Origin of the sequence: Amycolatopsis sp. NPDC005232 (assembly GCF_040607795.1) — a bacterium.
GTDB lineage: Bacteria > Actinomycetota > Actinomycetes > Mycobacteriales > Pseudonocardiaceae > Amycolatopsis.
In genome coordinates, this window is sequence record NZ_JBEXHL010000014.1 from 15550 (window position 1) to 40587 (window position 25038).

Below are 25038 nucleotides of genomic sequence, written 5' to 3' on the forward strand. Positions count from 1 at the left end.
TGGGGGTCCGGGGGCGAAGCCCTCCGGGCGGGCCCGGGGTTGCACCCCCGGAGATACGACGAGCGAGCGGGGTCCGCGCTTCCAGCGGACACACTCCACCCACTCGCTCGTGGCAACCGAGGGAGTCGAACCCTGCGCGGCTTGTGAAGGCGGCGCCCCTGACCGGCCCTGACCCTGCGGCGGGCGACGGCTGCCCTGTACTTGTTCGAACAACAGGGGAGTACCCCCGCATTCCCAGCATCGCACATTCGTCACCCGTTCGGGCAGTGACGGGGTGGCGGTGTTCTTGTCGTGCCGGTGATTCCCTTCCCCCGTACCGGGCTGGCAGGCTGGGCGGATGGACGATCTCCTTCTCCGCCGGGTGCGGGTCGGGCTGGGCGGCGGGCTCGCCGACGTGCGGGTGAACGACGGCCGCGTGGCCGCCATCGAGGAGCCGGGCACCGGTTCGGGCTTCGCCGCGCGTGTGCTCGACGGCCACGGCGGCACGCTCCTGCCGGGTCTCGTCGACGCCCACGTGCACGCCCTGCAGTGGGCCACCTTCCGCCGGCGCATCCTGCTGGGGGACGCGCGTTCGGCGGCGGAAGCGGTGGAACTGCTGCTGCGGCGGTTGTTGGAGACGTCCGACCAGCCGGGCGACGTCGTCGTCGGTGCTGGTTTCCGCGACGGGCTCTGGCCCGACAAGCCGCACAAGGACCTGCTGCAGCGCGCGTTGCCGGGCCGCGCGGTCGCGTTGTTCAGCGCGGATCTGCACACGCTCTGGCTCAGTCCCGCCGCGCTCAAGCTGGTCGGCCGCGACCACCCGACGGGTGTGTTGCTGGAAAACGACTGCATGACCGCCACGGCCGCGCTGCCGTCGGCCGCGCCGGACGTGCAGGACCGCTGGGTCGCCGACGCGCTCAGTGCGGCGGCTTCCCGTGGTGTGACGGGGATCGTGGACTACGAGTACGCAGACACGGTCACCGATTGGACTCGCCGCGTTACCGAGGTGGCACCGGCGACGCGGGTGGCCTGTGTGATTTCGCGGCCGTTGCTGGACGTCGCTGTTTCCCGCGGCCACCGGACCGGTGACGTGCTGCCGGCCGGCGGCGGGTTGCTGAGCGTGGGGCCGTTCAAGTTGTTCGTGGACGGTTCGCTCAACACCCGCACAGCGTATTGCCACGACCCCTATCCGGAGTCGGATTCTCCTGGCCTGCTTGAACTTCCATCTTCGGAGCTGGAGCCGCTGATGCGGCGGGCCTGGGAAAACGGCCTGGTGCCGGCGGTCCACGCCATCGGCGACAAGGCCAACACCATCGCCCTCGACGCGTTCGCGGCCGTCAGCTGCCCCGGCCGCATCGAGCACGCGCAGCTGTTGTCTTCCGACGACGTCCCGCGGTTCGCCGGGCTGGATCTCGTGGCGAGCGTGCAGCCCGCCCACCAGCCCGACGACCGCGACGTGGCCGACCGCCACTGGTACGGCCGCACGGACCGCGCCTACGCCTACCGCGCCCTGCTGGATTCCGGCGCCCGCCTCGAAATCGGCTCCGACGCGCCGGTCGCGCCGCTGGACCCGTGGGACGGGATCGCCGCCGCCGTGGGCCGCACGGACGACGACCGGCCGGCGTGGCATCCGGAACAGGCGATCCCGCTGGCGGACGCGTTGGCCGCCGCTTCGGGTGGACGCCGGGGGATCGAGGTCGGGGACGTGGCCGATCTGATGGTCACGGCCGCGGACCCGGCACACTTGTCCCCGGCGCAGCTGCGGGACATGCCGCTCACCGCGACGATCCTGGCCGGGAAGCCGACGCATCTGGCGTGAGCTGGCAGCGGGCCGGTCCGGCGCGTCAGCGGGCGGCGGCGCCGGCCTGCCAACCCGAGGCCCACAACCGCCCCGGCGTCACCTCACCGCGGAAGAGCGGAGCCGCGCGGGCGCCGAAGTCGGCGAAGGACGTCGGGCGGAGGCCGAGCTTCGAGAACACCGTGGTGTCCACAGTAGACTCAGGACTCCCCGTGCGGCGAAGGTGGAAGAGCGCGGCGAGGTCGTCCGCGAATTGCGCCGGGATACCGGCCGCGACGACGCGGCGGTGGTGCTCTTCGGCGGAGAGGTCGACGTAGCGGATCGGCCGTCCCACGACGCCGGTCAGGATTTCGGCCACCTCCGCCATGGTCAGCGCTTGCGGTCCGGTCATTTCGTGAACGGCCGATTCGTGGCCGTCGGAGGTGGCCGCGGCGTAGACGACCTTCGCGATGTCCTCGACGTCGATCGGGGCCAGGCGAGTGGCGCCGAGGGGCAGGGCGAGCTCGCCGTCGGCGAGCATCGTCGGTACTTCTCGCAGGTAGACCTGCATGAACTGGCTCGGCCGCAGGATCGTCCAGGCGATGCCGGACGCGCGCAGGTGCTCCTCGATCCGTGCGTGCAGCCGCGCGAACCGGAAGCCCGAACCCGGGTCCGTGCCCATTCCGGACACCTTCACGACGCGCCGGACACCGCGCCGCACGGCGGCGTCGATCAGGTTGGCCTGCGCTTCGGCCATCCGGCCGTCCGCGCCGGAGATCAGGACGGCCGTCTCGACGCCGTCGAGAGCCGGGCCGAGCGTGTCCGGCGCCAGCAGGTCGCCGTGCACCGTGGAGATGCCGGGCAACGCCGGCTGCGGGCTGCGGACCAGGGCCCGCGCCGGGTGACCCCGCCGGACGAACTCGCGCACGACAGCCGAACCGGTGAGCCCGGTGCCGCCGGTGATGAGGATCATGGGGGTGACTCCTTCGTCGAATTTCCCTCTTGATCCCTGTAGACGAAGCGCTGCCCGCGAACTGACCGCGGAATCCACCGGACGTCCGGCGCGTTGCCGGGGTTGTGACGCCGACCACCCTTGACGACTGGACCGACCTCGACGCCCGGCATCGGCCCGAGCTGCTGGGCTACTGCTACCGGATGCTCGGGTCGGCCGTCGACGCCGACGAAGCCGTGCAGGAGACGATGCTGCGGGCCTGGCGTGGGCGCGCCGGCTTCACCGGCGCCGCCACCCCGCGGGTGTGGCTGTTTCGCATCGCGACGAACGTCTGCCTCGACCAGCTCCGGCGCAGGCCTCGCCGGGAGCACCCCGTCGACGTCACCGCGGCCGGCGACGCGAGTTCGCCGCTCGGCGTGGGGGAACCGGCGAGGTGGGTCGGCCCCGCACCCGATCGCTGGCTCCTGTCACCGAGCGCCGACCCGGCGGAAACGGTGGTGCGGCGCGAATCGGTGCGCCTCGCCTTCGTCGCCGCCCTGCACACGCTCTCCGCACCGCAGCGCGCGACGCTGATCTTGCGTGACGTCCTGAAGTTCAGCGCGGACGAGACAGCCGGGCTCCTCGGCATCACCGTGGCCGCCGCGAACGGGCTGCTGCGCCGCGCACGGGGGCGCCTCGCCGAGCGCCCGGCGCCGGCGGCCGGACTCACCGACACCCAGCGCGCGCTGCTCGCCCGGTTCGTCGACGCCTTTGAACGCTACGACGTGCCCGCCCTCACGGCGCTGCTCCACGAGGACGCCACGCTCGCCATGCCGCCCTACGGCCTCTGGCTCGCCGGCCGGACCGAGATCTCGCGGTGGTTCCGGCGCGAGGACAGCCCGTGCCGTGCGTCGAGGCTCGTTCCGATCGAGGCGAACGGCTCGCCCGCTTTCGCGATCTACCCCGGCGAGGGCGGTTTGCGGGCCTTCGCGGTGCTGGTCGTCGACGTCGCCGGCGACCGGGTCGCCGCGCTCGAGGCGCACCTCGAGCCGCGGCTGTTCGGCCTGTTCGGGCTCCCGGCCGAGCTCGCCGTGGCTCAGTCGCCGTGCGGGTCGGAGGCGTTGACGGCGGCGACGACCTGGTCGTAGTCGCCGCGGGCTTCGCCGTAGCGGAGGAACTTGACGCGCTCGACCTGGATCTCGCGGGCGTTCGGCTGGGTCTCGATGAGGTTCACGACCTCGCTGACGAACTCGTCGAGCGGCTGGGCGTGGTCGTTGCCGGCCTGGCCGGGGAGCAGGTCCGTCTGCACGGACGGCGGTTCGAGCTCCATGACCTTCACCGACGTGTCGGCCAGCTGCAGGCGCAGCGATTCACTGAGCATGTGGATGGCAGCTTTCGACGCGTTGTAGCTCGGCGTCACCTTCAGCGGCGTGAAGGCGAGGCCGGAGGAGACGGTCATGATCGTCGCGTCGGGGCGGGTCTGCAGGTGCTCGACGAAGGCGGCGATGAGGCGGATCGGGCCGAGCACGTTGGTGGTCACGACCGATTCGGCCGAAGCGAGGAACGACTCGGGCCGGTGCCAGTCCTCGATACGCATGATGCCGGACATGGTGACCAGCACGTTGAGGTCGGGGTGGTTCGCGAGCACCTCCTTGGCGGCGGCGTCGATGCCGGCGGGGTCGGTGGTGTCGATCCGCACGGTGTCGAGACCGGGGTGCCGGGCGGCGATCTCGCGCAGCAGCTCCTTGCGGCGGCCGCCGATGATCACGGTGTTGCCCTTCGCCTGCAGCTCGAGCGCGAGGGCCAGGCCGATGCCGCTGGTCGAGCCGGGGATGAAAATGGTGTTTCCGCTGATGTCCATGCCACGACTTTCGCGCTTCGCAAGGCTGAGGTGCAGAGACCGCTCATCGGGGGATCGGCGGTCCCTGGTTCGTGCCCGCCGTGAGTCGGATACTGAGTGTCATGGATCGTTCGACACTGGCGGAGTTCCTGCGCCGACGCCGGGAGGAGCTGCAACCCGAGGACGTCGGCCTGCCTGCGGGCGCGCGTCGCCGCGCTCCCGGGCTGCGGCGTGAGGAAGTCGCCTCGCTGGCCGCCATGTCCACCGACTACTACACCCGGCTCGAACAGCAGCGCGGTCCGCAGCCGAGCGAGCAGATGCTCGCGTCGCTGGCCCGCGCGCTGCGCCTGAACGCCGGAGAGCGCGACTACCTGTTCCAGATCTCCGGCCGCAACGCGCCTTCGGCCGTCGCCGTCGCCACTCACGTCGCGCCTGCGTTGCTGCGGGTCCTCGACCGGCTCGACGACACGCCCGCCCTGATCCTGTCGAACCTCGGCGAGGTCCTCGTGCAGAACCGCTTCGCCGACGCCCTCTACGGCGACCATTCCCACCACACCGGCCTCGCCCGAAGCGGCATCTACCGCTGGTTCACCGACCCCGGCGAACGCCTCATCTACCCGGCCGCCGACCGTGCCCGCCAGAGCCGCGCCCAAGTCGCGGGCCTGCGCGCCGCGTACGGGTCGATGGGGCCGCAATCGCGCGCCGGTGAGCTGGTGCGGGCGTTGCGGCAGGAGAGCGCGGAGTTCGCCGAGCTGTGGGAACGGCACGAGGTGGCGAGGCGGTTCGAGGACCACAAGACGTTGATCCATCCGCAGCTGGGTCCGATCGAGGTGGACTGCCAGGCGTTGTTCACAGAGGACTGGTCGCAGTCGCTGCTGGTGCTCACGGCGGCGCCGCGGACGGAGGCGGCGGAGAAGATCCAGCTGCTCGGAGTGCTGGGGCACGAGCAGTTCCCGGCTCCGGCCCGGTGATCGGTTCGTGGTGAAGCCGTGGCGGCGGGGCACAGCCCGCACCGGCCCGGTTGCGCAGCACGTATTCCGACGGCGTGCGCAAGATCGTCGGGTCGGACACCGACATGCTCAGCAGCAGCCGGTCGTTCCTCGAAGCGCAGATCCGGGAGCACACGCCGGCGTTGCCGAACGTCCGGTCGGTCGTCGCGCGCGTGACGGGGCTGGAGTTCTCGGACACCGCGGTCACTGCCGCGACTTCCACCGCCTTCGCCGCTTCCCCGCGCGGCTCGTGGCCACCGGTGACGCCGTCGCGTCCTTCAACCCCATCTACGGCCAGGGCATGTCCTGCGCCGCCCTGCACGCTTCGTGTCTTTCGGAGTACCTGCGCACCGGCCCAGATCTGGCCGTGCCGGCGCACGCGTTCTTCGCCCTGCAACGTGTGATCGTCGACGCCGCCTGGGGCCTCTCCACGGGCGGCGACCTCGAACTGCCCCATGTAGACGGTCCCTACCCCCGCGGCTATCGCCTGCACAATCGGGCGATCAGGCAGATCGTGGCGGCGTCGGTGTTCGAGCCGGAGATCGCGCGGCGCTTCGACGAGGTCGCGTACCTCCTGGCGCACCCGGCGACGTTGGCTCGGCCGGGGACGTTGGTGCGGTCGATCGCGGCCAACCGGCGCGGGTGACGGCCTGCGCGGCCACCGCCGGTGCGGGCGCCCCGATACGAGGGCGCCCGGACCGGCGCCGGGTCAGTGCCGGAGCTCGGCGTGGACCAGGAGAGCGTCGTGGTCGGTGTAGGTCGTCGGCAGGACCTTCGCACGGGCCGCGGCGAGGGTGCCGTAGGAGTGCTGGATGCCGGGGTCCTTGGCGGCGGCCGCGTCGGTCAGCGTCCAGAAGCCCTGGGGCGCGCACGAAGCGTGCCGGTTGACGTCACCGGCGAAGATGGTCGGCCGGTGCCGGGCGGCGAGCACGGCGGTCAGCTCGGTGCACTGGACGGAGTTCGTCGTGCCGGGGGCCTCGCCGTCGGTCGACAGGTGGCTGGTGCAGACGTCCACTCCGCGCGCGGTCGTCACGCAGAGCCAGCGGCGCTGCTCCACGCCGCTGAACACGGAGTACGGGGCGTCCTGGGAGGCGCGGATCGCGTCCTTGGTCAGCACGGCGTTGCCGAAGAACCCACGGCCTTCCGGAGTTTTGCAGGCCAGCGGGGCGCCCTTGTAGATCACCGTGGCGAACCGGTAGTGATAGCCGGTGCGCGTGGCGACCTGGGCGACGTCGCCGCTGCACGCCTCGTTGAGGGTGACCGCGTCGACGTTGTTCGCCTCGATCTTGGCGGCGACCTCGTCGACGATCTTCGGGTACTCGGTGCCGGGGTAGCAGCCGGCGTAGCCGCTGGAGCAGACGTTCATCTGCAACAGCGAGTACGGCGACCGCCCGTGCCCGGCCTCGGTGGCGCCGGCGGTGGCGAGGGGGGACAGGAGCCCGAAGGCCAGCAGACAGAACAGCACAGTGCGCAGACGCGCAGCGAAACGTTGGGTCACGAGCAGATTCTGCGGCCCGGGCCGGGCCACCCGAAGACCTCTCGACAAGAGTTCACCGGGTGGACGTCCGGCGGGCAACCTCCATACCGGAGTTCGGCGCCTTCCGTTGCGCCACTACGGTTTCTCGCGATCGCGGGCACCATCGAGGCCGCGCCGGCGGGTGGGCCGGCGCCTTCCGCCACTCACCTCCGCGTCAGCCCCGCCCCTCGGGCCTGGGCAGGTCGAGGTGCTCGCGCAGAGTCGACCCGGTGTACTCCGTGCGGAAGCGGCCCTTCGCCTGAAGCAGCGGCACCACGTGGTCGACGAAGGTGGTCAGCTCGTACGGGAGGGTGGAGCCCATGATCGTGAAGCCGTCGACCGCGCCCGCGTCCTGCCAGGTGAGGATGTGGTCGGCCAGCTGCTCCGGCGTGCCGACGAAGTGGAACTGACCCGCCCCGCTTTTCATGGCCGAGGTCAGCTCTCGCAGCGTCGCGGTCGGCTCGGCGCGGGCCGCCTCGACGAGCTGCGCCGCCCGGCTCGACGCCGCCGGCGCGTCGAGCAGCTCCGCGGGCAACGGCGCGTCCGGGTCGTACGCGTCCGGATCGAGTCCGGCGGTGTAGAGCACGTTCTGCCACCGGAACTCCTCGCTGGACAGGTCCTCCAGCCGTTGGGCCTTTTCCTGTGCGGCAGCCTCGGTGTCGCCGAGCGTGATCATCAACGCCGGCAACACCAGCACCTGCTCGGGCGCCCGCCCGACCGCCGCGGCCTGCGCGTGCAGGTCGGTGCGGAACTTCACGGCCGCCTCCAACGACGGCGGCCCCGAGAACACCAGCTCCGCGAACCGCGCCGCCAACCCGATCCCCGCCGACGACTGCCCCGCCTGCACGAGCACCGGCCACCCCTGCGGCGACCGCGGGAACGGCAGGATGCCCTCGACGTCGTAGAACTCCCCGTGGAACCGCGGCGCGTGCAGCTTCGCGCGGTCCGCCCACACGCCGTCGGGCCGATCGCCCAAGAGGGCGCCGTCCTCCCAGCTGTCCCACGCCCGCGTGACGACGTCGACGAACTCGTGCGCCCGCGCGTACCGGTCGGCGTGATCGGGGTGCGCGGCCTCGCCGAAGTTGGCCGCCGCCAGCGACGTCACGGTGGTGACGATGTTCCACCCCGCCCGGCCCCCGCTGAGGTGATCCAGCGTCGCGAACCGCCGTGCCAGCTCCCACGGCTTGTTGTACGTGGTGGACCCCGTGCCGATCAGCCCGATGTGACTGGTGACCGCCGCCAACGCGGAGAGGACGGAGATCGGATCGAACTGCGTCTGCGGCAAGTGCGCCACGCGGTACTCGGGGATGGCGATGTTGTCGGCGAGGAAGATCGTGTCCAGCAGACCGCGCTCGGCCGTGCGGGCGATGTCCGCGTAGTACGGCAGGCCGAGGACCCCACGTACGTCGTCGTCGACGACCCGCCACGCTGATTCGTGGTAGCCGTTGGGCCAGATGAAGGCGTTGAAGTGCAACGGTCGCGCGCTCATGAGCTGGGCTCCTCAAGCAGTGTTGTCACGGGTGTTGTGGTTCCGGCTCACCGCGGCGGTTCACAGCTTCGGCGAGCGGCTTCCCGGCCGGCTTCCCGGTCGGCCGTGCGGCGCGGCAGCCGGGGCAGCTCGGCCGGGGCTGCCGGCGGTGGGCTTGCGAGCGGGTGCCCTCGCCGCCATGGGGCGGCCGGTTCGGTGGCCGGACCGCACCTCGCCGCAGCTGCGGGGTTGTCGGGTGGGTGGGGTCGTGCTGTTGGGCTTGCGAACGCCGCGCCACCACAGTCGGCTGGGCGGCTTCCCCGCCGACCGTTCGGCGCGGCGCCCGTATCTCGTGGTGGCCGTCGGGCCGTTCGGGCGGGTTCGCCAGGGTCTCGCCCGGGTCGCAGCAGCGGCTGGGGCCCCTCCACCCCGTGGCGTCCGCGCCACAGAGCGGAGGGAACGACCGCAACCCGACCCCGCCAGACCGAAACCTCAGGCCAGGCCCTGCTGCTTCAGCCAGTCCTTCGCCACGTCGGCGGCCGGCTCACCGTCGGAGTCGACGCGGCTGTTGAGGTCACGCAGCTCGTCGGTGGTCAGCTTCGCGCTGACGGCGTTGACCGCCGCCGCGAAGTCCGCGCCCCGCTCGTCGAGCACCTTCTGGCTCACCGCCGGCACGACGTTCTCCGTCGGCTCGATCCCGAGGTCGTCCTTCAGCACCACGTACTTCGAGTCACCGGCGACCGGGCTCACCGAGTCGACCGGGATCACGGTCGCGCCATCCGAGTCGAGCTCCTGCACCCGCGGGCCGATTTCCTGCACGGTCTTGAACGTCGCGTTCGTGAGCTTGTACACGTCCTGGAAGCCCTTGAAGCACGGCAGCCGCGTCTCACACTCCGGACCGCCCGCCATCACGACCTTGTCGAGCTTCTTCAGGTCGCCGATCGTGGAGAGCCCCTTGGACTTCGCCAGGTCGGCCTTCACGATGTAGACGTCCTTGTCCTCGGCCGGCGCGTAGTTCAGCAGGCCGATGCCCTCCGGCTTGAACAGCTCGGCCAGCTGGCTGTGCTCTCCGGCTGCGTCCTTCACCGCGTCTTTGCCGAAGCCCGTCGCGATGGCCGCGCCCTGGTACTCCGGCACGAACTGCAGCTCGCCCTTCTTCAGCGACGGGTAGATCAGCTCGCGCGAACCCAGGTTCAGCTTGCGCGTGACCGGGTAGCCCTTCGCCTCCAGCGCGCCCGCGTAGAGCTCCGCGAGGATCTGGCTGTCGGTGAAGTTGAACGACGCCACCACGATCGGCGCGCCGCCCTTGCTCTGCGCAGCCGGCTGGTCACTGCCGCCGCCACCGCACGCCGTGAGGCCGAGCGCCGCCACGGCCAGCAGCGCCCCCGCTCGGATGGTCCGGGTCCAGCGCACGTGCCCACACTCCTCGGTTCGAGAACGGTCTTGGTGACCGATCATGGGGACCCTATAGACGGGTACCGACAGAAACCACATCGTGGGAATCACATGGGGCCGGCGTCTGCTGTGGACAGCGGTTATTCCCGATTCACGGCCAGAAATATCGGTCCGAAAGGTCATGCGAGCCGATAGGTTGATCACGTGACGAGTTACGCGATCGTGGGATCCGGCTGGCGCGCGGAGTACTTCTGGCGGCTCGCGGACGAGCTCGACTGCATCGGCGTGGTGTCGCGCAGCCCCAAGGAGCTGCCGGTGCCCGTGTTCACCTCGCTCGACGAGTGTCTCCGGCGCAAGCCCGACTTCGTGGTGACGTCGGTGCCGTGGCACGTGACGCCGGGCCTGATCCGGGAGCTCGTGGGCCGCGGCGTGCCGGTGCTCGCGGAGACGCCGCCCGCGCCCGATCTGGACGGCCTCAGGGCGCTGTGGCACGACGTCGGCGAGAGCGGTCTCGTCCAGGTCGCCGAGCAGTACAGCCGGATGCCCGCCCACGCCGCCCGCATCGCGCTGGCCCGGTCGGGCGTCCTCGGCGACATCACGCGCGTCGACGTGTCCTCCACGCACCAGTACCACGCCGTGTCCTCGATGCGGACCTTCCTCGGCGCCGGCCGCGGCCCGGTGGAGGTGCGGGCCACTCGGACGACGGCACTGCTGGCCGACCCCCTGTCACGCGCGGGTTGGGCCGACGTCGTCGAGACCAAGCCCGCGGTGACGACGTTCGCCGCGGTGGTCTTCGCCGAGGGCGTCGGCGTCTACGACTTCACCGACAACCAGTGGCACAACCAGCTCCTGCACCGCCGCCTCCTCGTCCGCGGCACCCGCGGCGAGCTGGCCGACCAGGACGTCCTGAGGCTGACCGGCGACCGCACCATCACCCACACCCCGATCATCCGCCGCCAGACCGGCTACGACCTCGACCTCGACGGCTTCGACACCGACCACCTCACGTTCGGCTCCGAGGTCCTCTACCGGAACCCGTACCAGGGCCGACGGTGGAACGACGAGGAGATCGCGATCGCCACGCTGCTCGCCGACACGGGGGCTTGGGTCCGCGGTGAGGGGCCGGCGCCGTACCCGCTGGCGGATGGGATCGAGGACCACCGGATCGCGTTGGCGATCGAGGAGGCGGCGGATCGGGACGCGGTGGTGCGGACGGGGCCGGAAGCCTGGCACTGAGCTGCCGGAAGACGCCTGACAACGCTGCCAGTGGTCTGCACCACCGGAACCGATTCAGCACCGCGGTGAACCCCCCACTGGTACGCCCGGTGGATTGACGGAACCCCACCTAACGGGCAAAGATCGTAGACACCCCGATCTGACAACGTTGTCACGCCGAAAGGAACGCGATGAGAGCGCGGAAACGCGTGTTCGCCGCCTTGGTGCTCGCCAGCGCCGTGGCCACAGCGGCCACCACCACGGCAGCCACAGCCCAGGCCCAGCAAGGGCCGAAGTTCGCCGACGACCCCACCACGCTCGTCGACACCAGTATCGGCAACAACGGCGACGGGACGACGTTCCCGGGTGCCGCGGTGCCGTTCGGGATGGTGCAGCTGAGCCCCGACACCCAGCTGAACCAGTACGCCTCCTACGACTACAAGCAGGACACCATCCTCGGCTTCAGCCACACGCACCTCTCGGGCGTCGGCTGTCAGACGATGGGCAACTTCCGGTTCATGCCGACCACCGGGGCCGTCACGTCGTCGGACCCGGCGCAGTACGGCGCGAAGTTCAGCCACGCCAACGAAACCCGCGCGCCCGGCTACTACGGCGTGAAGTTCGACAACGGCATCCAGGCCGAGCTGACCGCGACGCAGCGCACGGGCCAGCACCGCTACACCTACCCCGCCGGCTCGGGACCCGAGAACGTGCTCATCGAGGTCGGCCAGAGCAACGGCTCCACCTACGCAGGCGATGTCCACGTGGTCGGCAACGACACCGTCGAAGGCTGGCTGCAGGGCGGCAACTTCTGTGGTGAGACCGGCAAGGAGCGCTACCGGATCTTCTTCAGCGCCAAGTTCGACCGCACGTTCCAGAGCTTCGGCACCTGGACCGACGGCACGATCACCCCGAACCAGCGCGACGCCTCACGCGGCACCCAGCGCGCCGGTGCCTACCTGACGTTCGACCCGAGCAAGGGCGACCAGGTCGGTGCGTCCGTCGGCCTGTCCTACACCTCGGTCGACGGCGCTCGCCTCAACCGCAAGGCCGAGCAGCCCAAGTCGTTCGACAAGGCGCGTTCACAAGCGCACAACACCTGGCAGGACGAGCTCAACCGCATGCGGGTGGCTGGTGGAACAACACCAGACCAGCGCACGTATTACACCGCGCTCTACCACTCGCTGCTGCACCCGTCGATCGGGTCCGATGTGGACAATCGCTACCGCGGCTTCGACGATCAGGTGCACAAGGCGGATTCGACGTACTACCAGATGTTCTCGCTCTGGGATACGTACCGCTCGCAGAACCAGCTCGTGGCGCTGCTGCATCCGGACAAGGCCGCCGACATGGCGAAATCCGTGTTGCACATCTACCAGGATGGTGGCTGGTTACCACGCTGGGGCCTGGGCAACAGCGAGACCAACGTGATGTCCGGCGACCCCATCACCCCGTGGGTCGTGGACATCTACAACCGCGGCCTGCTCGACAACCGCACCGCGCACGGCCTGTTCGACGCGCTCTGGAAGAACGCCAACGAGGTCCCCGCCGACCAGTCGATCTTCCGCGGCCGCGACGGCAACCCCAGCTACGTCCAGAACGGCTGGGTCGCCTACCAGAACCTGCCCGGCTACAAGTTCGGCGACAGCCGTCAGGCCGGCTCCGCCACGCTGGAGTACGCGCTGGGTGACTGTTCGCTTTCCACCATGGCGGCGGGACTGGGTTACCAGGACAAGGCGAAAACTCTCGCTTCTCGCTGTGACAATTTCACCAAACTCTGGGACCCGACGATCACCTCCCAGGGCTTCAACGGCTTCCCCGTCCCGAAGAACGCCGACGGCTCGACGGTCGGCAACCCCGACCCCACCCAGACCAACGCCTTCCACGAGGGCACGGCCTGGCAGTACCAGTGGATGGGCCAGCAGGACCCGCAGACCCTCTTCGGGCTGATGGGCGGCGCAGGGCAGGCCGAGCAGCGGCTCGACAAGTTCTTCGACATGCCCACCGTGCTCACGGACCCGGCGAAGGCCGCCGCGGACTCCTGGGTGACGGGCGCCTACGACTACCACAACAACTTCGCGTTCAACCCCAACAACGAGCCCGACTTCGCCGCCCCGTGGATGTACACGTGGACCGGCGCGCCGTGGAAGACGTCGGCCGTGCTGCGCGCCATGCGCACGCTCTTCACCGACAACGTCTACGGCATGCCCGGCAACGACGATCTCGGCGCCACCTCGTCGCTGCTCGTCTTCGCCATGGCCGGCATCTTCGAGGCTCAGCCCGGCTCCGCGACCTACGTGATCACCGCACCCATGTTCGACAAGGTCGAGATCCGGCCCGAACACGGCCGCACGATCAGCATCGAGGCCCCGGGCGCCAGCGCTTCGAAGCTGCAGTACGTGTCCTCGGTCAAGACCGACGGGCCGGGCAACGGCGGCAAGCTGCGGCAGAGCTGGTTGTCGCACAAGGACCTGCTGCGCGCGGGAACGATCAAGATTCAGCTCTCGGACACCCCGACGAGCTGGGGCGTCAACGCCGGTCCGCCGGCGGTGGCGCGCGCCTGACAAGTCCGGGGTTGCGGTCCAACAGGGCCGCAACCCCGGGCTTCAGGTCCTTCAGTGCTTCGTGTGCAACGCGGTGAGCGCGCCCTGCCACGCTTCGCGCGAGACGGTGAGTTGTCCTGCTTCGCGATTCTTGGTGTCCCGGACACTGACCCGCTCTGCGACTGCTACCTCGACGCAATTGGAATTCGCCGTGCTGTAGGACGACGTCCGCCACCGGGCAGTCTGCATGTGTGGACCTCCGCTTACTTAGCTGCCTCCGCGATCACCGCGCGGCTCGCGTCCTCGCTCAATGCCTCTCCGGCGAGCAGCCTAGCAAGCTGTCGATAGAGTCCCCAATCCTTACTGGCGCTCAGGAACGAGGTCGTGCTGTGCTGCTCCAGCAACACAACGGGGTCTCGGTGTTGGTACTCGAAAATAACAAAAGAGCCGTTCATGCCAGGGTGATAACGTGGCTGCCGGGGGAGCACTCGCAAAGCCACGTTTGGCCGTTCGGACATGGCCAGCAAGTGGTCCATCTGATCTGACATGACCCAGCCGGCCGCAACTGGCTCATCTATCGCGTGGATGCCGATTATTGCGGAGTAATTGACCGGGTCTCGTTCGGTGAGGATCTTCTGCCGGTTGAGGCGGACCTGAATACGCGCATCGGTCTGCTCCGCGGTCAATCCTGAGTCTTCGAAGATGTTTCGTGCATAATCTGGAGTCTGCAGTAGTCCTGGAATGACGTTGAGCGCCCACTCGTTGATTGCGTGCGCGCCCTGCTCGTATTGCAGCAGAGTGGTCAATTCGGGAGTCAATTCGGCTTGCCCGGCCGCCATCCAGTTCGGGTCGCGCACGTGCCTGGCCAAGTCCATGATCCGGCGCCTCGCCTCGCCGAGCACCCGCAGATAGCCCATCAGCGTGGCCACATCCTCGATCGAGGGCGTGCGGGTCCCGGCTTCCCAGTGCGCAATGAGGCTCGGGTTCAGCTCGAGTGCCCTTCCCAGCTCGCGTACGCCGAACTTCCTTGCTTCGCGCACTTCGCGCAGCGCCGCACCCAGCGCCACCGCGCGCGGGGTGCCAGAAGGCTTGGTCATGGCCGTGATCATACGTAATCGAATGATCACCCGTGGCGCCGCTGGCGTTTACGAAAGTTGACAGAAGGCTGTGTTCAGCACGTTGCTGAATAGGGGAGACCGCTGTGTTGAGATGGCAGCAGGCCGAGGGAAAACGGCACGCTCATGAAGGGCCTTTCGCGCCGCGCCCGGAGGAATCGTTCGTCGCGTTGTGCGGGGTGGAGGTGACCGTGGCGCGGACGGACGTTCCGCAGCTCGGCGGGAATTGGTTCGATCCGACGTGTGCGGTGTGTTCGTCGGCGTGGTTGAGCCGGACGTGAACGACACCTTGCTCCTCGAGCGGATCCGGGATCTGCACGCTGCGCTGGGCGCGGATCTCGCGTTCCTGGTGCGGACGTTCGAGGAAGATCTGCCCCGCCCCGACGCGCTGCGCGACCTCGGCGAGCGGCTGCTCGACCTGGGCGGCGCGCTCGTGACGAGGTCGGACGAGCTGAACGCGGCCATCCTCGCTGTGCTGCCGCCCGACGGGTGGCTGCCCGAGGCCGGCACGCGCCGGCACGTGATCGGGGTGGTGCACCAGGTGGGGCCGAGGCCGTTGCGGTGCGGGAATGTGTTCCTGGCGTTGTGCGGTTCGGCGTGTTACCCGTTCTACGGCCGGGACGCCACGAACCGCGCGGCGCGCCACGAAAGGTGCGAATCGTGCCAAGCCTGGCAGGGATCCTCCTGACGGGTGCTCACCGGCGCCCGACCCGAGCGTGACCGGCGGTTTTCGTGTTGGCTGGACCGATGGCCGAGCCAAACCAGCAGAACCAGCCGAACCAGGAGAACCAGCAGAAGACCAGCACCGACCGGCTGTTCCGGATCGCGATCACGCTCAAGGGGCTCGACGGCGCGGTGCAGCTGGTCGGGGCGCTGATTCTGGCGTTCATCCCGGCGACGGTGGTCACGGGCTTCGCCCACGCCGTGATCACGCGCGACCTGCTGGGCGACCCGTCGGGCACGCTCGCCCGCCACCTGGAACTGGCGACCGAGCACTTCGTGAGCGGTGGCACGAAGACGTTCGCGGTGGCGTACCTGCTGGCCCACGGCCTGATCAAGCTGCTGCTGGTGTGGGCGCTCGCGCGCAAGTGGATGCGGGCGTACCCGGTGGCGATGGTGGTGCTGGGCGCGTTCGTGGTCTACGAGGTGTACCGGGCGATCAACACGCATTCGATCGCGTTGCCGTTCTTCGCGGCGCTCGACGCGGTGATCATCGTGCTCGTGTACCGCGAGTACCGGCAGCTGCGCCGGGAACGAGCCCGTCAGCGTGAATCAGACGGCCCTGGTGCAGGCAGCGCGGATTCAGACAGCATGGATTCAGGCAGCTGAGGGAAATCGCTCGGTGACGATGGCGGCCACGTCCACCTCCGGCTGTTCGACGAAGAGCGCGGTGGCGTTGTCGGTGCCGCCGAAGGTGATGGCCGTCTCGACCAGCGCCGCGGCGCCGCGTTCGGGGTCGGCCAGGATCTCGTCGATGGTGGCGGGCGGGAGGACCTTGTGCACGCCGTCGCTGGTGAGCAGCAGACCGCCGCCCACGACCTCGGTCGTGCCGATCTCGTCGGGCTTCGTGGTGCGCACGCTCGTAGTGACCATGTGCTCCATGCGCGGCGAGTACGGCTGGTGGCGCGCGCGGAAGTACTCGGCCAGCGTGTGGTCGGTGGTGAGCTTGCGGATCATGGTGCCGTCCCAGGCGTACGCGCGGGAATCGCCGACCCACGCGATGCGGTAGCCGCCGGGGAAAGGCATGGCGACCACGAGCACGGCGTCGCCGGTGCCGCCGAGCTCGCGCAGGGCGCGCTGGGCGTTGAGGATCGCGGCGACGGGCCCGCTCTGCACGGGCGTGCGCGCGGCGGCCGCGGCGGCGGTCTGGGCGGCGCGGCCCGCTCCGGGGTCGTCGCCGACGCCGTCGGCGAGCGCGAAGGTGATCCCGGGCGCACCGGCGAGGGCGTAGGCGCTCACGGCGTCGGCGTTGCGCTCGCGTGGGCCCTGGGCGCTGGCGGTGTGCCAGCGTGGGTATCCGGCCATCGTGACCTCCCCGGTGTTCGCGGCTTTCCCCCTGCGCTTTCCAGAATGCGCTCGTTTCCTGGGAACAGACTGAGACCCGGCTGTTTTTCCCCTGTTGGCCTAAACCACCACTTCACGCGCTGCCTTCGCACAGACAGAGGCCACCTCGCACTGGGCGAGGTGGTCTCTGCGTCCGGCCTACTTCGTGAGGTCGTAGACGGTCGAGTTGCCGACGGTGGTGGCGGTGAAGTTCGTCGCGACCCACTCGGTGATCTCGCTGGAGCCGCCGCCGGGTCCGCCGCCGCCGGGTCCGCCGTCGACGTAGTAGGAGACCTGGCCGTCGGCCACGTACTGCTGGAACTCCGCCAGCGTGGGCGCCGGGTCGCTGCCATCCCAGCCGCCGATGCCGATCACGGACTTGCCGCTGGCCAGTTCCAGGCTCGCGGCCGACTGCGAGCCCGTGGTGGCGGCGGCCCATTTAGTGGTGGTCTTGGCCAGCAGCGCGGTGAGCTCGCTGCTCGTCTGCTCTTCACCGGGACCCCCGCCGCCGAACCCGCCGAAGCCTCCGGTGCTTGGGCCGGACGTCGGGATCGAGCCGGTGTGGGGCTGGGCGGCCGTGTCGACGGCGTAGGCGGCGGTGCCGAGCCCGAGCGTCAGCACGCTCGCCGCGGCCAGGACCACCAGCGCCTTGCGCAGCGGGGGCACGCCGACGACCACGACCGTCGCGACGAGCACACCCAGCACCACGATGATCCACCGCAGCGCGGGGAACCAGTCGGGTGTGCGGTCGAGGAGGAGGAAGCTCCACACGGCCGTCACGGCGATCATCGCGCCGAGCACCGCCCGTGGCGCGGTGTTCGTCCGGCCGCGCCACAGGGCATGGCCGGAAATCGCGACCACGGCGGCGATCGCCGGGGCGAGCTGCACGGAGTAGTACGGGTGCACGATGCCGCTCATGAGGCTGAACACCAGGCCCGTGACGAGCAGCCAGCCGCCCCACAGCAGCATGGCCGCGCGGGTGCGGTCGGTGCGGGCGGCGCGGCGGGTGAACCAGAGGCCGGCGACGAGCCCGATGATCGCGGCCGGCAGCAGCCACGACACCTCCGTGCCGAAGCTGGCGCCGAACATGCGGCCCAGGCCGCTGCTGCCGCCGAACATCGTGTTGCCGCCGCCCGCACCGCCGAACCCGCCGCCACCGCCGGGCCCCTCGCCGCCGAAGATGCGGCTGAGGCCGTTGTAGCCGACGGCGAGTTCGAACAGGCTATCGCCGGTGGAGCCGCCGATGTAGGGGCGCGAGGCCGTGGGCCAGATCTCGACGAGCGCCACGAACCACCCGGCGGACACGAGCACCGCGAGGCCCACGTACAGCAGGTGCAGCAGGCGTTTGCCGAGCGACGTCGGCGCGGCCACGAGGTAGACGAGCGCGAACGCGGGCAGCACCGTGAAGGCCTGCATCATCTTCGTCAGGAAGCCGAACCCGACGGCGACCCCGGCGAGTGCCAGCCACATCGGGCTCGCCTTCTCCACGGCGCGCACGGTGAAGTAGGCGGCGGCGATGAGCAGGAGCACGAGCAGGGCGTCGGGGTTGTTGAAGCGGAACATCAGCGCGGCCACGGGCGTCAGCGCGAGGCCGGCGCCGGCGAGGAGGCCGGGGACGGGGCCGGAGACGCGGCGGACCGTGAGGTAGAGCAGGCCGACGGACGCGACGCCCATGAGCGCCTGCGGGGCCAGCACCGTGAAGCTGGAGAAGCCGAAGATGCGGGCGAAGGCCGTGCCGACCCAGAGGGCGGCGGGTGGTTTGTCGACGGTGATCACGTTGCCGGAGTCGAGGGAGCCGAAGAGCCAGGCTTCGACGTTCTGGGTGCCCGACTGCACGGCGGCGGCGTAGAAGGAGTTGCCGAAGCCCGAGGCGGTGAGGTCCCAGAAGTAGAGCACGGCCGTGAGCGCGAGGAGGCCGAACACGGCCGGCCGGACCCAGGGCGGCGAGTTTTCCTTGCGGTGTATCGGGTTCTTCTTGGCGGGGACGGCGAGAGTGGCGGTCATGGGGTCTCCTCGGACGGGCGCCGGCGGGGGTTGAACACCCAGCCGCGCAGCAACAGGAAGCGCAGCACCGTGGCGGCGAGGTTCGCCAGCACGAGCACGGTGGTCTCCAGCACGAGCCCGGGGTGGGTCGTGTGGTTGAGCAGGGCCAGCGAGCCGCTGGTGAGCACGAGGCCGAGGCCGAACACGATCAGGCCCTCGAACTGGTGGCGCCCGGCGCCGCCGCGGCCGCGGACGCCGAACGTGACGCGCCGGTTCACCGCGGTGTTGGCGACGGCCGTGACGAACAGGGCCAGGAAGTTCGCGGGCTGCGAGCCGATTCCGTTGCGGAGCAAGAGGAACAGCAGCAGGTACGCGGCGGTGCTGGCGACTCCGACGGTGGCGAAGCGCACGAGCTGCTTCACGAGGCTGGGCGAGACGCCGGGCGCGGTGACGCTGATGGGCTCGCGGCCGAGCTGCTCCCGCAGGCGGTGCACGGGGATCTCGCCGGTGAACGTGGCGCGCGTGATGCGCACGATGCCCTTGAGATCTTCGGTGGCCGTTTTGACGATGTGGACCGACGACTCGGGGTCGTCGACCCAGTCGACCGGGACTTCGTGGATCCTCAGGCCCGAGCGCTGCGCGAGGACGAGGAGTTCGGTGTCGAAGAACCAGCCCGTGTCCTGCACGTGGGGGAGAAGGCGGCGCGCGACGTCTGCGCGGATGGCCTTGAAGCCGCATTGCGCGTCGGAGAACCGGGCGGCGAGCGCGCTCTTGAGGATGAGGTTGTAGCAGCGCGAAATGAACTCACGTTTGGGGCCTCTGACGACGCGCGCACCCCGTGCGAGCCGGCTGCCGATGGCGAGGTCCGAGTGTCCCGAGAGCAGCGGGGCCACGAGCGGCTGCAGGGCGGCGAGGTCGGTGGAGAGGTCGACGTCCATGTAGGCCAGCACCTGGGCGTCCGAAGTGGACCAGACGGCATTCAGCGCGCGGCCGCGGCCCTTCTCGTCGAGGTGGCGCACCTCGACCTCGGCGAACTCTCTCGCGAGGGTTTCTGCCACGTGGAGCGTCTTGTCGGTGCTCGCGTTGTCCGCGATGGTGATGCGGTAGGCGTAGCCGGCGTGCTCCTCGAGGTGCGCGTGGAGCCGGCGGATGCACGGCTCCAGGTCGGTTTCCTCGTTGTACACCGGGATCACGACGTCGAGCACCGGCTGCGGCCCACCGAGGCCGACGGGCGTCGACCCGGGCCGGGGCTGGGGCACTTGTGCCGGTGCTCCCGCGGCCTTCGCTCCGTTTTCGGCTCCGTTTCGGGAGGGTGCGGTGGCGTTCATGGGAGCCATCGTTCGGCGCCCGGCTTTGGCCGGGTTGTGGCATTGCTGTGGGGCGCCTGTGGGTCGGTGCTCTATCGGGTGATCTTGAACGGCTGGGGGTTGCCACGGTGGGGTTGTCAGGCACGGCGCCGTGCGGCCGAAGCTGCGTGGCAATCGCCAGTTGTCCACAGCAGGGTCGAGTTGTGGACAGCTCTGTCCCATTCCGGCGCGGGCACGTTTTATGTCGGTGGGGGGCGATATACTGGACGAGGGCGCCCCGGTGTACTGCCTAGGGAGGGCGGGGGTTTGTCTCTGTGGGGCGGCGCGGGCGGAGGGCTGGAAATGCCGCCATCTTCGGGGCGGCCGTGAGAGTGGCGTCGGAGATTCGTGAGATGTCGGACGGTGCTCGTAGGATGGGCGGATGCTGTTCGAGGCACGGCTGCGGGAAGGCATCCACGCGGGGCGCGTGACCGTGATGGTGCGCAGGTGGGCGCGCAACAAGGCGATCGCCGGGCATCGGTACCGGACGGGTGTCGACCTGATCGAGGTGGAGCACGTCGATGAGGTGACCGTCGCGGATCTGACGGACGAGGACGCCGTGGCGGCCGGGTACGCGGATCTGGCGGAGTTGGTTTCGAACCTGCGTGGCGACGAGTCGGTGCCGTTGTACCGGGTGTCGTTCCACGTCGTGCGGGGCGGGGATCCGCGGGACGCGCTGGCGGCCGACGCGGCGTTGTCGGGTACGGACGTCGAGGCGATTTCCGCGCGGTTGCGGAGGTTCGATGCCAGTGGCCCGGACGGCCCGTGGACGAGGGCCGCGCTGGAGGCGATCGCGGCGAACCCTGGGCTGCGGGCGGGGACGCTGGCCGGGCAGCTGGGGTGGGAGGAGCTGCTGGTGTTCAAGCGGTCCGTGCGCAAGCTGAAGGACCTGGGCCTCACGCTCTCGCTCGAGGTGGGGTACCGGATTTCGCCGCGGGGCGAGGCTTATCTCAGGTTGTCAGGTCGTACACGGTGACACCGTCCACTGTGGTCGCCTGGTAGTTGTCGGCGACCCAGGTGGCGATCTGCTGGGCGTAGTCGCTGCCGGTGCTGCCTTGCATCGTGAGGCCGTCGCCGAGGAAGTAGTGGATTTGTCCATTGTGGACGTCCTGCTGGAACTGGGCGAGGGTCGGGTACGGGTCGGTGCCGTTGAAACCGCCGACGGCGAGGACCGGGAGGTTGCTCGCGAGCTGGTAGCCGGCGGCGTTGTTGGAGCCGACGGTGGCGGCTGTCCACGTGTGGCCGGGAGCCTGGAGGAGTGCGGTGAGGTTCGGGCCGGGGGTTGCGGTGCCGAGGAGGCCGCCGGCCATACCGCGGCCGCCTCCGCCTGGGCCGCCGAAACCTCCGCCGCCGAAGCCGCGGCTTACTGACGGTCCGGCCGACGGAATGGCGCCGCTGTGGGGAGTAGCCGCCGTGGCGATCGTGTACGCACCGGTGGCGGCCAGGAGCGTGACCAGGCCCAGGACCGCGAGCCCCCGTGTGGCGGTGCGGCCGAGCTGGTTGACGAAGAACACCGCCACGGCCGCGAGCAGCCCGGCGACCAGGATCGCGGGCGCGAGCCACGGTTGCCAGGACGGTTCGCGGATGAGCAGCACATAGGAGGTCACGGCCGTGAGCGCGAGGCCGCCGCTGAGCACGCCGGCCGCGGCGGGGTCGTCGCGCAGGCGCCACAGCTGGACCGCGGCCGTGCCGACGAGCGCGGCGACGGCCGGGGCCAGGGCGACCGTGTAGTACGGGTGGATGATGCCGCCCATGTAACTGAAGACGATCGCCGTCACCAGCAGCCAGCCGCCCCAGATCACGAGCGCCGAGCGGCTTTGGTCGGTGCGCGGTGCCCGGCGCGTGAACCACAGGCCGGCCCCCAGCGCGAGCAGCGCGGCGGGCAGCAGCCACGCGATACCGCCGGCCATTTCGCTGCCGAACAGGCGGAACAGACCCGTGGTGCCCCAGCCGCCGCCGCGTCCGCCGCCGACGCTGCCGGTCTCGTCGCCGGTGATGCGGCCGAAGCCGTTGTATCCGAAGGTGAGGCCGAGGAGGCTGTTGTCCTGGGAACCGCCGATGTAGGGCCGGTCCGCGGCCGGCCACAGCGCGACTACCGCGACGTACCAGCCGGCCGACACGATGACGGCTCCCAGTGCGCCGGCGAGGTGGAGCAAGCGTTTGCCCAGCGGCGTCGGCGCGGCGATCAGGTAGGCGAGGCCCAGCGCGGGCAGCACGAGGAACGCCTGGAGCATCTTCGCGAGAAACCCGAACCCGACGGCCACCCCCGCGAGCGCGAGCCACTTCGGGCCGGCCGTCTCGCTCGCCCGCACCGTGCAATAGGCGGCGGCGATGAGCAGCAGGACCAAAAGCGCGTCGGGATTGTTGAACCGGAAGATCAACGCGGCCGCCGGGGTGAGACTCAGGATCGTCCCCGCCAGCAGTCCGGCCGCGGCTCCGGAAGTGCGGCGGACGGTCGCGTAGAGCAGGTACGTCGACCCGACCCCCATCAGCGCCTGCGGGACGAGCACGCTCCACGCGTTCACGCCGAACAGCCGCGTCGACAACCCCATCACCCACAGGGCGGCGGGGGTCTTGTCGACGGTGATGGCGTTGGCCGCGTCGCTGGACCCGAAGAACCACGCCTTCCAGCTCTGCGCGCCAGCCTGGGCGGCCGCGGAGTAGAACGCGTTGGCCCACCCGGAGGCGCTGAGGTCCACCAGGTACAGCGCCGCCGTGCCCGCGAGCAGGACGGCCAACGCCGGCCGCACCCATCGCGGCCGGGTGACGTCCGCCCGCTTCGGTGTGGCGGCGGGAATCGCGACTGCGGTCATGACAGTCACCCTGGCGCCCCACCCTGGGCCGGCCTTGTGGACACCCTGTGTGCGCCCTGTGCGACGGGATGTCACAGCGTGAGCGGACATCACGGGTGGTAGGGGTAGGAATCAGGCCTGCGTGGCCGGCTCGCCGGTGTGCTGGGTCAGGGACAGCGACTGGGAGGCGGACTCCGTGCGGCGGGGATGCTGTGAACCTCGACGGACCCGCGGTGCGCCGTCGCGTTGGCCGTACTCGGGGTCGGCATTCCTCGGGCGACGAGGTTTCGCTACGCGGCCGGACATCGCCGGGCGACGATGTCCGTCGCCCGGTCAGGCGTAGACCTGCGCGACGGGCTCGCGGACGCGTGTTTCGCGGCAGCGGCGGAGACCTCGGTGCGCCGGGGATGCTGGGCTTCGACGGCGCCGTGGTGTGCCGCGAGCGCGGCGGCCGCGATGGTCGTGGCGAGGTGGACCGCTTGCAGGCGCGGACATGCCGGGGCGTCGGCGGTGGATGGCCGCCGGGCCGTCAGGCTTCGATCTGTGCCACAGGTGATTCGGTGCGCTGGGCCGGGACGGTGACCGGCAGCCGGACCGCGAACTCCGTGCGCCCGGGGATGCTGTGCACCTCGATGGTGCCGTGGTGGGCCACCAGCACCGCGGCCGCGATGGCCATGCCCAGGCCCGTCGAGCCGGCGGCGCGGGAGCGGGAGGAGTCGCCGCGGGCGAAGCGTTCGAAGACGGCCGGGAGGAGGTCCGGGGGGATGCCCGGGCCGTTGTCGGTGACGGTGATCACGGCGGTGCCGTCGGCGGAGCGGGCGAGGGACGTCACGACGGTGGTGCCTGGTGGAGTGTGGACGCGGGCGTTGGCGAGGAGGTTGGCGAGGACCTGGTGGAGGCGTTGGACGTCGCCCAGCACGAGCACCGGGGAGTCGGGCAGGCGCAGCTCCCAGCGGTGCGAGGGGCCGGCCACGTGGGCGTCGCCGACCGCGTCGGCGACGAGGCGGGCGAGGTCGACCTCACCGACGTCGAGGGGGCGGCCCGCGTCGAGGCGGGCGAGGAGCAGGAGGTCTTCGACCAGCGTCGTCATGCGGTCGGCTTCGGATTCGATGCGGGTCATGGACCGGGCGACGTCCGGGGGCACGTGCATGCGGCCGCGGCCGGCGAGCTCGGCGTAGCCGCGGATGGCGGCCAGGGGCGTACGCAGCTCGTGGCTCGCGTCGGCGACGAAACGGCGTACGCGCATTTCGCTGGCGTGCCTCGCTTCCAGCGCGGCGGAGATGTGGCCGAGCATGAGGTTGAGCGCGGAGCCGACCTGGCCGACTTCCGTGCGGGGGTCGGTGTCGCCGTCGGGGACGCGGACGGAGAGGTCCACGTAGCCGCGGTCCAGCGGCAGCTCGGAGACGCGGGCGGCGGTCGCGGCGACGCGGTCGAGCGGGCGGAGAGTGCGCCGGACCGCGAAGGCGCCGATGAAGGCCGCGCCCGTGACGCCGGCGGCCGCGACGCCGAAGAGGATCAGGCCGACGGTGAGCAGCGTCTGCTGCACGGGCTCGAGCGGCACGCCGGTGACGACCACGCCGTCGGGGATGGGCGTCGCGGTGAGGCGGTAGTCGCCGAGGTCGCCGACGGTGCGGGTGTAGGCGCGGCCGTCGGCGGGCAGGCTCTGCAGGGCCGCGAGCTGGTCGTCGGTGAGCGTGACGCGCTGGCCGTGCTGGGACAGCGAGCCGCCGTCGATGAGCCGGCCGCCGGAGAAGTGGGCGTTGACGGTGCCGGCGCCCTGCCCGGGCGCGTCGAGTGGGTTGTGGCCGCCCAGCGGCCCGCCGTGCGTCGCGAAGTCCTGGGCCCGGCCGGCGGCGGCGTAGAGCTGCCCGTCGGTCTGGTCGATGAGGAACGCCCGCAACGCAAACTCGCTCACCACCCCGATCACCAGGCACACCAGCGACAACAGCGCCACGATCGCCATGGTCAGCTTCGCGCGCAACGACAGCCGCCCGAAGCGGGTCCTCGCGCGCTGAGTCATGACACGAGCGTGGGGGCGCCGGGTGTGGGCCGCATGTGTGCTGCCTGTGAGCCCGCTGTGATGTCGGGTGTCCGAAAAGTCGGGGT

Annotated in this window: 22 protein-coding genes; 10 read left to right on the forward strand and 12 right to left on the reverse strand. The window is 70.4% G+C overall.

Annotated features, from left to right (window positions below; genetic code table 11):
• Positions 1-337: 337 nt before the first annotated feature.
• Complete coding sequence (locus ABZU76_RS25615; RefSeq protein WP_354873814.1) at positions 338-1798, forward strand: amidohydrolase family protein; 1461 nt, start codon at positions 338-340, stop codon at positions 1796-1798.
• Between the two features lie 25 nt (positions 1799-1823).
• Here the strand turns inward: ABZU76_RS25615 and ABZU76_RS25620 are convergent, their stop codons facing one another.
• The gene (locus tag ABZU76_RS25620) at positions 1824-2729 is read right to left on the reverse strand and encodes an SDR family oxidoreductase (RefSeq protein WP_354873816.1); all 906 of its coding nucleotides are present in this window, start codon (positions 2727-2729) and stop codon (positions 1824-1826) included.
• A gap of 104 nt (positions 2730-2833) precedes the next feature.
• Here ABZU76_RS25620 and ABZU76_RS25625 point away from each other — a divergent pair, with 104 nt between their 5' ends.
• The gene (locus tag ABZU76_RS25625; protein ID WP_354873818.1) at positions 2834-3835 is read left to right on the forward strand and encodes an RNA polymerase subunit sigma-70; all 1002 of its coding nucleotides are present in this window, start codon (positions 2834-2836) and stop codon (positions 3833-3835) included.
• Here the strand turns inward: ABZU76_RS25625 and ABZU76_RS25630 are convergent.
• On the reverse strand, positions 3784-4548 hold the full coding sequence (locus ABZU76_RS25630) for an SDR family NAD(P)-dependent oxidoreductase (RefSeq protein WP_354873820.1): 765 nt from the start codon (positions 4546-4548) through the stop codon (positions 3784-3786). The genes ABZU76_RS25625 and ABZU76_RS25630 overlap by 52 nt on opposite strands.
• Positions 4549-4649: 101 nt before the next feature.
• On the opposite strand from ABZU76_RS25630, the gene ABZU76_RS25635 reads away from it, so the two are divergent.
• Together ABZU76_RS25635 and ABZU76_RS25640 are read left to right on the forward strand one after the other, a co-directional pair.
• Positions 4650-5498 (forward strand): helix-turn-helix transcriptional regulator, encoded by an 849-nt coding sequence (locus ABZU76_RS25635; RefSeq protein WP_220242938.1) that lies wholly within the window; start codon positions 4650-4652, stop codon positions 5496-5498.
• A 268-nt stretch (positions 5499-5766) separates the two neighbouring features.
• The gene (locus ABZU76_RS25640; RefSeq protein ID WP_354873823.1) at positions 5767-6162 is read left to right on the forward strand and encodes a hypothetical protein; all 396 of its coding nucleotides are present in this window, start codon (positions 5767-5769) and stop codon (positions 6160-6162) included.
• 63 nt (positions 6163-6225) lie between these two features.
• Here the strand turns inward: ABZU76_RS25640 and ABZU76_RS25645 are convergent, their stop codons facing one another.
• The 3 genes from ABZU76_RS25645 to ABZU76_RS25655 form a co-directional block, all read right to left on the reverse strand.
• On the reverse strand, positions 6226-7014 hold the full coding sequence (locus ABZU76_RS25645) for an endonuclease/exonuclease/phosphatase family protein (RefSeq protein WP_354873825.1): 789 nt from the start codon (positions 7012-7014) through the stop codon (positions 6226-6228).
• A 193-nt stretch (positions 7015-7207) separates the two neighbouring features.
• The gene (locus ABZU76_RS25650) at positions 7208-8521 is read right to left on the reverse strand and encodes an LLM class flavin-dependent oxidoreductase (protein ID WP_354873827.1); all 1314 of its coding nucleotides are present in this window, start codon (positions 8519-8521) and stop codon (positions 7208-7210) included.
• A 471-nt stretch (positions 8522-8992) separates the two neighbouring features.
• Positions 8993-9913: an ABC transporter substrate-binding protein gene (locus tag ABZU76_RS25655; RefSeq protein ID WP_354873829.1), complete on the reverse strand. Its 921-nt coding sequence runs from the start codon at positions 9911-9913 to the stop codon at positions 8993-8995.
• A 186-nt stretch (positions 9914-10099) separates the two neighbouring features.
• On the opposite strand from ABZU76_RS25655, the gene ABZU76_RS25660 reads away from it, so the two are divergent.
• Both ABZU76_RS25660 and ABZU76_RS25665 read left to right on the forward strand, forming a co-directional pair.
• Positions 10100-11131, forward strand: a complete 1032-nt coding sequence (locus ABZU76_RS25660) for a hypothetical protein (RefSeq protein ID WP_354873831.1) — start codon at positions 10100-10102, stop codon at positions 11129-11131.
• Positions 11132-11301: 170 nt separating this feature from the next.
• The gene (locus tag ABZU76_RS25665; protein WP_354873833.1) at positions 11302-13674 is read left to right on the forward strand and encodes a GH92 family glycosyl hydrolase; all 2373 of its coding nucleotides are present in this window, start codon (positions 11302-11304) and stop codon (positions 13672-13674) included.
• Positions 13675-13725: 51 nt separating this feature from the next.
• Here ABZU76_RS25665 and ABZU76_RS25670 read toward each other — a convergent pair whose 3' ends face one another.
• On the reverse strand, positions 13726-13902 hold the full coding sequence (locus ABZU76_RS25670; protein WP_354873835.1) for a DUF397 domain-containing protein: 177 nt from the start codon (positions 13900-13902) through the stop codon (positions 13726-13728).
• Between the two features lie 14 nt (positions 13903-13916).
• Entirely contained in the window at positions 13917-14750 is an 834-nt protein-coding gene (locus ABZU76_RS25675; RefSeq protein WP_354873837.1) for a Scr1 family TA system antitoxin-like transcriptional regulator, read from the reverse strand.
• Positions 14751-14854: 104 nt separating this feature from the next.
• Between ABZU76_RS25675 and ABZU76_RS25680 the strand changes: the two genes are divergently transcribed.
• From ABZU76_RS25680 to ABZU76_RS25690, 3 genes are read left to right on the forward strand one after another with little or no spacing between them, the layout of a single operon-like run.
• Positions 14855-15049, forward strand: coding sequence for a zinc finger protein (locus ABZU76_RS25680; RefSeq protein ID WP_354873839.1), 195 nt, complete (start codon positions 14855-14857; stop codon positions 15047-15049).
• The gene (locus tag ABZU76_RS25685; RefSeq protein ID WP_354873841.1) at positions 15046-15456 is read left to right on the forward strand and encodes a hypothetical protein; all 411 of its coding nucleotides are present in this window, start codon (positions 15046-15048) and stop codon (positions 15454-15456) included. The genes ABZU76_RS25680 and ABZU76_RS25685 overlap by 4 nt, the downstream gene beginning before the upstream one ends.
• Before the next feature lie 59 nt (positions 15457-15515).
• The gene (locus tag ABZU76_RS25690; protein ID WP_354873843.1) at positions 15516-16097 is read left to right on the forward strand and encodes a DUF2127 domain-containing protein; all 582 of its coding nucleotides are present in this window, start codon (positions 15516-15518) and stop codon (positions 16095-16097) included.
• On the opposite strand, the gene ABZU76_RS25695 is transcribed toward ABZU76_RS25690, so the two are convergent.
• From ABZU76_RS25695 to ABZU76_RS25705, 3 genes are all read right to left on the reverse strand, one after another.
• Positions 16086-16793, reverse strand: coding sequence for a serine/threonine protein phosphatase (locus tag ABZU76_RS25695; RefSeq protein WP_354873845.1), 708 nt, complete (start codon positions 16791-16793; stop codon positions 16086-16088). The genes ABZU76_RS25690 and ABZU76_RS25695 overlap by 12 nt on opposite strands.
• Before the next feature lie 177 nt (positions 16794-16970).
• Positions 16971-18815 (reverse strand): glycosyltransferase family 39 protein, encoded by a 1845-nt coding sequence (locus tag ABZU76_RS25700; protein ID WP_354873847.1) that lies wholly within the window; start codon positions 18813-18815, stop codon positions 16971-16973.
• Positions 18812-20122, reverse strand: coding sequence for a bifunctional glycosyltransferase family 2/GtrA family protein (locus ABZU76_RS25705; RefSeq protein WP_354873849.1), 1311 nt, complete (start codon positions 20120-20122; stop codon positions 18812-18814). Before ABZU76_RS25705 ends, ABZU76_RS25700 begins: the two co-directional genes overlap by 4 nt.
• 400 nt (positions 20123-20522) lie before the next feature.
• Between ABZU76_RS25705 and ABZU76_RS25710 the strand changes: the two genes are divergently transcribed.
• Positions 20523-21116, forward strand: a complete 594-nt coding sequence (locus tag ABZU76_RS25710) for a hypothetical protein (protein WP_354873851.1) — start codon at positions 20523-20525, stop codon at positions 21114-21116.
• Here ABZU76_RS25710 and ABZU76_RS25715 read toward each other — a convergent pair.
• A complete protein-coding gene (locus ABZU76_RS25715) occupies positions 21091-22953 on the reverse strand; it encodes a glycosyltransferase family 39 protein (protein ID WP_354873853.1) in 1863 nt (620 codons plus the stop codon). The two genes, ABZU76_RS25710 and ABZU76_RS25715, sit on opposite strands and share 26 nt — an antisense overlap.
• A 508-nt stretch (positions 22954-23461) precedes the next feature.
• Complete coding sequence (locus tag ABZU76_RS25720) at positions 23462-24952, reverse strand: HAMP domain-containing sensor histidine kinase (RefSeq protein WP_354873855.1); 1491 nt, start codon at positions 24950-24952, stop codon at positions 23462-23464.
• Positions 24953-25038 lie beyond the last annotated feature (86 nt).

Bases quoted from the DNA above. Each gene is read 5' to 3' on its own strand.
- ABZU76_RS25615 (WP_354873814.1), top strand. From the start codon at position 338: ATGGACGATCTCCTTCTCCGCCGGGTGCGGGTCGGGCTGGGCGGCGGG.
- ABZU76_RS25620 (WP_354873816.1), bottom strand. From the start codon at position 2,729: ATGATCCTCATCACCGGCGGCACCGGGCTCACCGGTTCGGCTGTCGTG.
- ABZU76_RS25630 (WP_354873820.1), bottom strand. From the start codon at position 4,548: ATGGACATCAGCGGAAACACCATTTTCATCCCCGGCTCGACCAGCGGC.
- ABZU76_RS25635 (WP_220242938.1), top strand. From the start codon at position 4,650: ATGGATCGTTCGACACTGGCGGAGTTCCTGCGCCGACGCCGGGAGGAG.
- ABZU76_RS25650 (WP_354873827.1), bottom strand. From the start codon at position 8,521: ATGAGCGCGCGACCGTTGCACTTCAACGCCTTCATCTGGCCCAACGGC.
- ABZU76_RS25665 (WP_354873833.1), top strand. From the start codon at position 11,302: ATGAGAGCGCGGAAACGCGTGTTCGCCGCCTTGGTGCTCGCCAGCGCC.
- ABZU76_RS25670 (WP_354873835.1), bottom strand. From the start codon at position 13,902: ATGCAGACTGCCCGGTGGCGGACGTCGTCCTACAGCACGGCGAATTCC.
- ABZU76_RS25675 (WP_354873837.1), bottom strand. From the start codon at position 14,750: ATGACCAAGCCTTCTGGCACCCCGCGCGCGGTGGCGCTGGGTGCGGCG.
- ABZU76_RS25690 (WP_354873843.1), top strand. From the start codon at position 15,516: ATGGCCGAGCCAAACCAGCAGAACCAGCCGAACCAGGAGAACCAGCAG.
- ABZU76_RS25695 (WP_354873845.1), bottom strand. From the start codon at position 16,793: ATGGCCGGATACCCACGCTGGCACACCGCCAGCGCCCAGGGCCCACGC.
- ABZU76_RS25700 (WP_354873847.1), bottom strand. From the start codon at position 18,815: ATGACCGCCACTCTCGCCGTCCCCGCCAAGAAGAACCCGATACACCGC.
- ABZU76_RS25705 (WP_354873849.1), bottom strand. From the start codon at position 20,122: ATGAACGCCACCGCACCCTCCCGAAACGGAGCCGAAAACGGAGCGAAG.
- ABZU76_RS25710 (WP_354873851.1), top strand. From the start codon at position 20,523: ATGCTGTTCGAGGCACGGCTGCGGGAAGGCATCCACGCGGGGCGCGTG.
- ABZU76_RS25715 (WP_354873853.1), bottom strand. From the start codon at position 22,953: ATGACCGCAGTCGCGATTCCCGCCGCCACACCGAAGCGGGCGGACGTC.
- ABZU76_RS25720 (WP_354873855.1), bottom strand. From the start codon at position 24,952: ATGACTCAGCGCGCGAGGACCCGCTTCGGGCGGCTGTCGTTGCGCGCG.